This window comes from Clostridium tepidiprofundi DSM 19306 (genome assembly GCF_001594005.1).
GTDB classification, from domain to species: domain Bacteria; phylum Bacillota; class Clostridia; order Clostridiales; family Clostridiaceae; genus Clostridium_AC; species Clostridium_AC tepidiprofundi.
Genome location: NZ_LTBA01000133.1, coordinates 1 through 865, shown reverse-complemented (window position 1 = coordinate 865; position 865 = coordinate 1). Strand labels below are relative to the sequence as shown.

General features: G+C 26.5%; 1 protein-coding gene. It reads right to left on the bottom strand.

What is annotated here, in order from left to right:
• Nucleotides 1–865 (bottom strand): ISAs1 family transposase (locus CLTEP_RS14045; protein ID WP_153016364.1); only part of this gene is annotated, 865 nt, incomplete at both ends.

The window sequence follows — 865 nt, the reverse complement described above, 5'->3', positions numbered from 1 at the left end:
TTATAAAAAGTCTGAACTGTTCTTAAAATTGCTAATGCAATTTTCTTTACTATTTGTAAGTTCTTAGCTCCATTTTTGCTCATAGTTGTATTCTTATCATCTTTAAACGTAAAATCCAAATGCCAATGTAGTGAATTTTCAACTCCCCAGTGTCCTCTTACTGCTCTAGCAAATGTTTCAACTGATTTAATACTGCAAATAAAATACCTTTCTTCTTTAACTATTTTTCCATTCTTCTTTTCTATTGTTTTCTTTTCAACACCAATACTTTTTAGACCTTTCCATTCTTTTCTTCCATATATCCATTTTACATTTTCTGTTAAAAAATATTCTCTTGTTACAATAGCACTATGTTCTTTTTCTTTTGTAACCACATAGTTTTCTTTTTCTCTTTTAATTTTTTCTAACTCTTCTTCGTCAAAATATTCTTTTATATCATTATAAAGATTACCTTGATTACCCTTTAATGCTCCAACATAATCTCCTTTATTTTTAATAACTGCTTCTATAGTTGTTTTCTGTGTATTTAGTGCATCCCATGTAACTATAGTATCTTTTAAATCTATTATCTTAAATAAATCTTTTGCTGCTGGAATCTCATTACTTTTTTCATCAACAAAAACTTGACCAATACACATTCCATAATCATTAGAATATGCATTTAATGTGTGTAATGCTTTACTTCCTATTATATCTGTATCATTTCTTTTAGAACCACAACTTGTTTTTCCATCAATAGATATAATATCTGGCTCTTCTTTTGCTTCCTTGCTTTTACCTAATTTACTTAAATTATTTACTATTTCCATAAAAAATTCTATTACTATTTCATAAAAATATCTGCTATCAATATTAGATATTACTA